This is a genomic window from Winkia sp. C0117E2 (genome assembly GCF_056590455.1).
This window is the reverse complement of record NZ_JBWPWD010000003.1, coordinates 304383-311817: the sequence shown is the minus strand read 5'-3', so window position 1 is coordinate 311817 and position 7435 is coordinate 304383. Positions and strand designations below refer to the sequence as shown.

General features: G+C 54.5%; 7 protein-coding genes, 1 tRNA gene and 2 pseudogenes. 4 read left to right on the top strand and 6 right to left on the bottom strand.

From position 1 onward, the window contains the following. Positions 1 to 186: hypothetical protein (locus AC1EKG_RS06070; protein ID WP_481067781.1), on the top strand; the 186-nt coding region annotated here is incomplete at its 5' end. A gap of 163 nt (positions 187 to 349) precedes the next feature. Here AC1EKG_RS06070 and AC1EKG_RS06065 read toward each other — a convergent pair. Then, positions 350 to 1435 carry an alkene reductase gene (locus tag AC1EKG_RS06065; RefSeq protein WP_004806362.1) on the bottom strand — a complete coding sequence of 362 codons (1086 nt, stop codon included), beginning with the start codon at positions 1433 to 1435 and terminating at the stop codon, positions 350 to 352. 217 nt (positions 1436 to 1652) lie between these two features. On the opposite strand from AC1EKG_RS06065, the gene AC1EKG_RS06060 reads away from it, so the two are divergent. Together AC1EKG_RS06060 and poxB are read left to right on the top strand one after the other, a co-directional pair. Next, complete coding sequence (locus tag AC1EKG_RS06060) at positions 1653 to 2630, top strand: EamA family transporter (protein WP_004806364.1); 978 nt, start codon at positions 1653 to 1655, stop codon at positions 2628 to 2630. A 77-nt stretch (positions 2631 to 2707) separates the two neighbouring features. After that, complete coding sequence (gene poxB, locus AC1EKG_RS06055; protein WP_004806366.1) at positions 2708 to 4432, top strand: ubiquinone-dependent pyruvate dehydrogenase; 1725 nt, start codon at positions 2708 to 2710, stop codon at positions 4430 to 4432. A gap of 69 nt (positions 4433 to 4501) precedes the next feature. Here the strand turns inward: poxB and AC1EKG_RS06050 are convergent, their stop codons facing one another. Beyond that, positions 4502 to 5296, bottom strand: coding sequence for a carbohydrate ABC transporter permease (locus tag AC1EKG_RS06050; RefSeq protein WP_004806369.1), 795 nt, complete (start codon positions 5294 to 5296; stop codon positions 4502 to 4504). A gap of 27 nt (positions 5297 to 5323) precedes the next feature. Between AC1EKG_RS06050 and AC1EKG_RS06045 the strand changes: the two genes are divergently transcribed. Continuing rightward, positions 5324 to 5701: a hypothetical protein gene (locus tag AC1EKG_RS06045; RefSeq protein WP_196793457.1), complete on the top strand. Its 378-nt coding sequence runs from the start codon at positions 5324 to 5326 to the stop codon at positions 5699 to 5701. 164 nt (positions 5702 to 5865) lie between these two features. Here the strand turns inward: AC1EKG_RS06045 and AC1EKG_RS06040 are convergent. The 4 genes and pseudogenes from AC1EKG_RS06040 to AC1EKG_RS06025 all read right to left on the bottom strand — a co-directional run. After that, positions 5866 to 5970: pseudogene (locus tag AC1EKG_RS06040) on the bottom strand (DapH/DapD/GlmU-related protein); the annotation flags it as partial. 234 nt (positions 5971 to 6204) lie between these two features. Further along, a pseudogene (locus AC1EKG_RS06035) lies at positions 6205 to 6348 on the bottom strand (maltose acetyltransferase domain-containing protein); the annotation flags it as partial. Positions 6349 to 6411: 63 nt separating this feature from the next. Beyond that, positions 6412 to 6487: transfer RNA gene (locus AC1EKG_RS06030), tRNA-Ala, on the bottom strand. A gap of 111 nt (positions 6488 to 6598) precedes the next feature. Continuing rightward, positions 6599 to 7333 carry a hypothetical protein gene (locus tag AC1EKG_RS06025; RefSeq protein ID WP_141740515.1) on the bottom strand — a complete coding sequence of 245 codons (735 nt, stop codon included), beginning with the start codon at positions 7331 to 7333 and terminating at the stop codon, positions 6599 to 6601. Between the last annotated feature and the right edge of the window lie 102 nt (positions 7334 to 7435).

Sequence of the window (7435 nt, the reverse complement as noted above, 5' to 3'; positions counted from 1 at the left end):
AAACAGTTGCGCAAAGCCCACACACAAAAAGAGCAAAAACAAAAACACACTATCGAGAACAAAAACAACCACACCACACCAACCCAAAAACCCAGGTCAGGGGCCGTGTCGAACCGGTTGATCACCGGCGCAACGAGAAATACTTTAGGCAGGATTGCCACCCAAATGCAAACCAATTTGCGGTGACGCTGCACACACACACTTTCCTCAGCAATCCGTAAAGGGCTAAATACTGCCAAAAACGGGCCGGAAAGTTTTCCGGGAAAGCGGGCTTTTCACCCTCGTTTCAACAAAAAGCAACCGCCCACACATTCGAAAATGTGGGGCGGCAAACAAAGACTACTAAGAACTATCCTTCATAGAACGGGTAGTCGGTATAGCCCAACTCGCCTTTCGCGTAGAAAGTGGACTGCACGGGCTCGTTTACAGGTAAACCCTCCTGCCACCTACGAGCCAAGTCCGGGTTAGCCAAGGCTGCGCGCCCTACGCTGACCGCATCAGCGCAATCGCCCTCGACAATTTCAAGGGCCTCTTCGCGGGTAGTTACTCGGTCGAAGCCATTGTTCAAAATGAAGGGCCCGCCGAAAGCCTTCCTGATGCCCGCCACCAACTCAGATGTCGGATCCCCGTAGATGACGTCCAAGAAAGCCAAGTCGGCCTCGGCTGCGAAACGGGCATACTCCAGATACGTAGCGCGGGTCTCTTCCAGATCCGGCTCCAGCGCTCCCTGAACATTGTGCTGGGGAGAAAGACGCACTCCAACTTTGTCAGCGCCGATCGCATCGACGACAGCCTTAGTTACCTCAATCGGGAACTGCGCCCGCTTCACCGGCGAACCGCCATAGCGATCCGTACGCTTATTAGAAGATGGAGCGAAGAACTGGTGAAGTAGGTAGCCATTAGCCGCATGCAGCTGCACGCCATCCATACCTACCTCGATCGCATTCTTCGCAGCCTGCGCAAATTCGGAAATGATGGTGGCGATCTCGGCCTCAGTCAAAGCGTAGGGAGGCGGCGGGACAACCTTCCCCTTCTTGGTACGTGCGAAACCGTCCAGCTGCTCACTGGATGCAGACACCGTCCGCCCAGTCTGCGTGATCTCGGGGTGCGACACCCGGCCACCATGCATGAGCTGGAGGACAATTAGGCCGCCCTTGGCATGGACTGCCTCCGTAACCTTCTTCCACCCTTCCAGCTGAGCCTCCGTGCAAATGCCCGACTGACCGTACCAAGTGCGCCCCTCCAAAGTAGGCCAAGTCCCCTCGGCAACAATTAGCCCGAGGGAAGCCCTCTGTTCGTAATACAAGGCGTGCAACTCGTTCGGAACGCCGTCATCCTCGGCCCGAAGGCGAGTAAGCGGAGCCATAACCAGACGGTTCTTTAGGTGAAGACTCCCCATAGTAAGCGGCGTAAAGAGGGCAGCAGCATCTTTCATATAAACCTCCAACAAGTATTAGTAGATAACCTAAACAATTGCTTAACTCATACCTAAGTCAATGATCTTGCAGTAATTTGCTCAAAAATAGCAATACTATTCTGCCGATTGTGCCAAAGGCGGATTAGCGATAGGCAAACAGGTATTTGCATCATGAAGAAAAATGTGCGAAATCTGTATATAAATCCCCATCTACAAGCGCGAACGGAGAAAAACGGTGACCGCATCCCCGCAAAAGCACCTGCCCGCTTGGTCGCTAGCAGTAACCGGCATGGTGTCCGTACAAATTGGCTCAGCACTTTCGGTAGGTCTTATAGACACCTACAGTGCCGGAGGAGTCGCATGGATGCGACTAGTGGCGGGAACGGTAGTTTTCTGGCTAATTAGTAGGCCGCCAATTCGCTCTATTCGTCGCAAAGACATACTGCCTCTGATCGGGCTGGGGTTAGCCACTGGATCCATGTCCACCCTATTCATACTGGCCCTGCCCTACATCAACCTGGGGACGGCGGTCGCGATCGAATACCTTGGCCCGCTCAGTGTGGCGGCGCTTCGGTCACGTTCACTAAAACCCGTGGGCTGGCTGTTTCTAGCCTTCGCGGGAGTGCTAGCAATGACCCAACCATGGTCGTCGGCCTTCAACCTAAAAGGTGTAATGATGGCGGCCTTTGCCGGGGCGTGCTGGGGCACCTACATCCTGCTCACGCAGAAAGTGGGCGACCACTTCACAGGGCTCAGTGCACTGTCCATTACCGTTCCCATTGCCTCACTCGTTGCGGGCGCAGTCGGCGCTCCAACCATCATCAGCCAGTTCGACCTCAAAATGGTGGCAATTGCGTTCGGTATCGCGCTACTACACCCCGTAATCCCATTCGCCCTCGAAATGATGGCGCTGCGCAGGATGAACCCAACCGCGTTTGGCACTCTTACTTCTTTGGAGCCGGCCGTAAGCATCCTCATCGGCATACTGATCCTGGGACAGATTCCGAACTGGCTCCAGGCCCTTGGCGTAGCCGTAGTAGTAATAGCCGGGGCAGGCTCACAGCAAAATGCTGCCCGCGACCCCGAAGCTATCACCGAACAAAATGTTACCGAACTACTAGAAGATGAGGCGGCAATCTTACCGAAAAAGAAAACTCGGCGTCATTTCAATAAAACACCATCATTCAAGTGGCGCAAACAAAAAGATGATTAAGGACACCAGTTCTACGAAACAGGCGGACTAGAGCATAGACTTTAACCGAAGATAAAGTTTTTCGGAATGAGGTATTGATGCCGTCTGTTGCAGAAAACATTGTTGCTAGCCTCAAAGCTAGCGGCGTCTCCAAGGTTTGGGGCGTTGCAGGAGACTCCCTGAACGCACTGACCGATGCGATCCGCCTGACTGACGGAATTGGCTGGGTTCCAGTCCGTCATGAGGAGGCTGGCGCCTTCGCTGCTGGTGCTGAAGCAGCCGTCACCGGCAAATTAGCGGTAACCGTAGGCTCCTGTGGGCCCGGAAACCTGCACCTTATCAACGGTTTGTTCGACGCAAACCGTTCCCACCAACCCGTTCTTGCGATCGCCGCTCACATTCCTCACGACGAGATCGGCGGGAGCTATTTCCAGGAAACTCACCCCGAGAACCTTTTCCAGGAATGCTCCGTATACTGCGAACTTGTTTCGAACCCCGCTCAGATGCCACGCATCCTTCGCGTAGCTATGCGCGCTGCCCTCGACAAGAAGGGCGTTGCCGTTCTAGTAATCCCGGGTAACATTCTGCAGGCCGAAGTCAAGGGCGAACCGGAAGTCGTATTCCATTCCCCCACTCGCTCCATTCCCGCCCAGGAAGCACTGGACAAGGCCGCCGAAATCCTGAATCACTCCAAGAAGGTATCGATTCTGGCAGGCGCTGGTTGCGAGGGCGCACATGACGAACTCGTTTCCTTGGCAGACAAACTACAGGCACCCATCGTGCATACGATGCGCGGTAAAGAATGGGTTGCCTATGACAATCCCTTCGACGTCGGCATGACCGGTCTGTTGGGCTTCACCTCCGGCTACAACGCAATGACCGACTGCGACACTTTGCTGATGCTGGGCGCGGACCTGCCCTACAGGCAGTTCTACCCGAAGAATGCGAAGGTAATTCAGGTGGATCTGGCCGGAGAACACATTGGCCGCCGCACCAAGGTTGACGTTCCACTAGTTGGCACCGTGAAAGACACGGCGCCTGAACTGGAAAAGCTCATCAAGCCCGGACGTTCCTCGAGGCATCTAAAGAAGATGCAGAAGGACTACAAGGAAGCCACCAAGGACCTGATGGCCCTAGCAAAGCCGTCTCGCGGCAAGATTCACCCGCAGTACTTGGCAGAACTGCTAAACCGTTACGCCGACGACGACGCCATCTTCGTTCCCGACGTTGGCTCCCCCGTGATCTGGGCAGCCCGCTACATCGATGTCAACGGCAAGCGCCGCATCATCGGTTCCTTCAACCACGGATCAATGGCAAACGGCCTGCCCATGGGCATGGGCGCACAGGCGGCATACCCGAACCGCCAGGTCATCTCCATGTCTGGTGACGGCGGCCTCTCGATGCTCATGGGTGATCTGCTCACCTTGAAGCAGGACGGGCTCCCGGTGAAAATCGTCGTCTTCAACAACTCTTCGCTGAACTTCGTCGAGTTGGAAATGAAGTCGGCCGGCTTCGTCAACTACGCTACCGACCTGTCTGATCCGAACTTCGCCAACATCGCTGAAGCTTGCGACTTGAAGGGCTACCGCGTTGAAAAGGCGAAGGACCTAGAAAAGACGGTGAAGGAATTCCTAGCCCATAAGGGCCCGGCCATCCTTGACGTGATCACCGACCGCCAGGAGCTAACCATTCCTCCGACTATCGATCTGGATCAGATGAAGGGCTTCAGCCTGTACGCAATGCGCACCGTGCTTTCCGGCCGCGGCGCAGAATTGATCGACATGGCAAAGACCAACATTAGGCAGCTGCCCAGCTTCTTCTAAGCACAGCTACCAAACGAACGAGGGCGCCCCTGCGGGCGCCCTCTTCTTATATAAGCTGCTGCAACTAAGCTACTGCCCGCCCATGCCTGTGGTAGCAAAGCCTTTAACGATTTGGCGTTGAAACAGGACGAAAACAATAACCAGTGGCAGTGCACCAATAACTGCGCTTGCCATACCTTGCGCGTACTGCACGCCATAAGCATTCTTTACAGTTCCTAACCCGACAGGGATGGTCATCAGGTTCGGCGAGTTTGTAATGATAAAAGGCCACAGGAAGTTATTCCAACACCCAATAAATACAAAGATCGCAACAGCTACGATGATCGATCTAGACAACGGCAAGATAATTGCAGTCAGGATCTTCACCCGGGAGGCGCCTTCCAACCTTGCTGATTCTTCCAGTTCAACGGGTAGCTGATCGAAGAAATTCTTTAGCACGATCACCATCAAGGGGGCCACTACCTGCGGCAAAGCTACACCGGCAAGCGTATCCGATAGCTTCATGAACTTCATCTGTTCAAACAGAGGAACTATCAGTATCTGAGGAGGCACCATGATAGCTGCAACAGTAAGGCCGTAGCATAACCGTCGACCAGGAAAATCTGTTCTCGAGAATACATACGCTGCAGGCACGGATATTAGCAGAGTGATCGCAGTTACTACGGCTGCCACTACCAGGGAGTTCCACAGCCACAAAGGTATATCTCCGCCGCGAATTACCGCGGCATAGTTATCGAGGGTCCATCCCCTAGGAGGCCAAAAAGCGAGGGGCGCTGCCGAAGCATCGGCCTCGTGCTTGAACGACATCTGGAGCGCAAAGAAAATCGGGATTGCCCAAGCCAGTGCGGCAATAACCAAAGCCACGAATGCTCCGACCCCTTTGTAAATCGTGTGGAGTTAGCACCTAATCAGATGCCTTTTGCGGATGGAAGCTTCTCTGTTCCCTACGCGGGCCAACCATTCTTCGTCTCTGAGTTTGGAGGCATCTGGTGGAACGAGGAGGAAGCGAGAGCGCAACAGGAAGTAAATGATCAGGCCGCTTCATGGGGATATGGGGACAGAGTCCGTTCACTAGAGGAGTTCTACGAGCGTTTTGCCGGCTTGGTCTCAGTCCTAACTGCAATGCCGCAGACATTTGGCTATTGCTACACCCAGTTGACCGATGTATTCCAAGAGAAAAATGGAATCGTTGCGTTCGACAGGAGCTCCAAGCTCGACATAGAACGGATCAGAAAGATACAAACTAAACCAGCAGCCTATGAAGAATAGGCAACCATAGACAAGATCTTGCTAAGGGCAGCCGACAACATGTTCTTGTGGCTGTGGAGGTGCGTCGAACGTTGAGTCTTTAGAGCCGCTCTTCCAACGCATCTTCCTGAGTGACACGTCTGATAACCCGAGCATGATTTCCGGCAGCTATAACTCCCCGCTGGAACATTCCGAGTCACTACCGAACCGGCACCCACAATCGCGCCGGCACCGATCGTGACACCAGGAAGTACACACACCTTCGCGCCCAACCACACGTTGTCCCCTATCGTGATTGGACTCGCCTTCTCGATCCCCCTATTTCGGCCCTCAGGCAGACGCGCATGGTCGGCAGTATAAAAGCCACAATCGGGGCCATTAAAGCAATGATCCCCAATAGTGATGCCACCACCATCCATAAAGTAGGCATTATGGTTTACAAAGACGTCATCGCCGATCTTCGTCAGCGTCCCATAGTCAGCAAACATGGGAGACAAAATCGTCGCATGTTCTCCAAGGGTTGGAAACAGCCTGGCAAGCACGTCCAGGCGTTCCTGCTGCCTTGACGGTTGCAAACTATTCAGTTGAAAACAGAGCTCGTCTGCTCGCTGCCGTAGCCTCAAGATTTCACTGTCGTAGTTTGCGTCATAATACTGCCCAGCAAGCATCTTTTCGTATTCGCTCAAAACGCCCCAAGATACAAAAAACTCGCGGTCAAAACCGCGAGTAACTGGTGGAGCTAGGGGGATTCGAACCCCCGACCTTCTCATTGCGAACGAGACGCGCTACCAACTGCGCCATAGCCCCTTAGGACTTGTATAGGTTAGCACTAAACGGGCACCAGTTTCCAACTGCCGCAGCTTAGATCACAATAAGGCCGGCCAGGAACACCTGACCGGCCTCAAAAGCTGCGATTCATTAGGACGCGTTCGCTCTACGAGCCTCCAACATATCGTCCCCATCCATACGAACAAGCGCAGTACGTGCCACCTCGGCAGAAGTCATCGCAACCTCGGCCTTCCGAACCGAGCGCGGCCTGTACGGTACAGCAACCCCCGCTGCAGGAGTATCCCCACGCATGTGTTCCACCGCCACAGTGCGTGGCTGGACCAGCGGCTTCAACTTGTGAGTCGGAGCAGGGACCGGCATAGGAGACCAAGTCATCCCCTTGGCATACTTACGAGGCCGCTCGTTTCCCGCAACCGGCTGCGCAGTAGAACCAGTCTTGGCCTCTTCTTGCTTCTGCTGACCTTGCTCCTGATCCTTCGCCTCAACCTGCTCGGTCATCCCGGGATCATACTTTGTGAGTCTAGAAAGCTGCCGCCAAGACCTGTTCGCCTTCGGTGCGGGACGGTCGGCCGCAAGCGCTTCCTGCTTCAGTTTGCGAATACGTGCCATATCAGCAACGTCCTGCTTGCGATCAGCAACAGTTGAGCGCCTGGAATAGTAGAGTGCAGCGCCAACTCCCGCAGTGGGCAGGAGCGCCCACAGCAACGAGATCTTCCCGGCCGCGGCAACAATCAGCACGAGTACGAGGGCGGCCACCATCAACACGGTAAGCGCCACCCTGCGTTGGGCAGCAGCATGCCTGCGGGCAACTAACGCGGCTCGCTGCGCACGCGCATTTACCAATTCAGACCTGCTGTTGTTCATTTTGCCTCCTATTTGGGGGAACAGTATCCCACCGTTTTCCCCGCGGCTTTGGTACTGAACGCTTTCAGTATTCAATATTTGCAGTTTTCCGGAGAACCTATC

Coding starts and splice junctions, on each gene's coding strand:
- AC1EKG_RS06065 (WP_004806362.1), bottom strand. CDS start 1,435: ATGAAAGATGCTGCTGCCCTCTTTACGCCGCTTACTATGGGGAGTCTT.
- poxB (WP_004806366.1), top strand. CDS start 2,708: ATGCCGTCTGTTGCAGAAAACATTGTTGCTAGCCTCAAAGCTAGCGGC.
- AC1EKG_RS06025 (WP_141740515.1), bottom strand. CDS start 7,333: ATGAACAACAGCAGGTCTGAATTGGTAAATGCGCGTGCGCAGCGAGCC.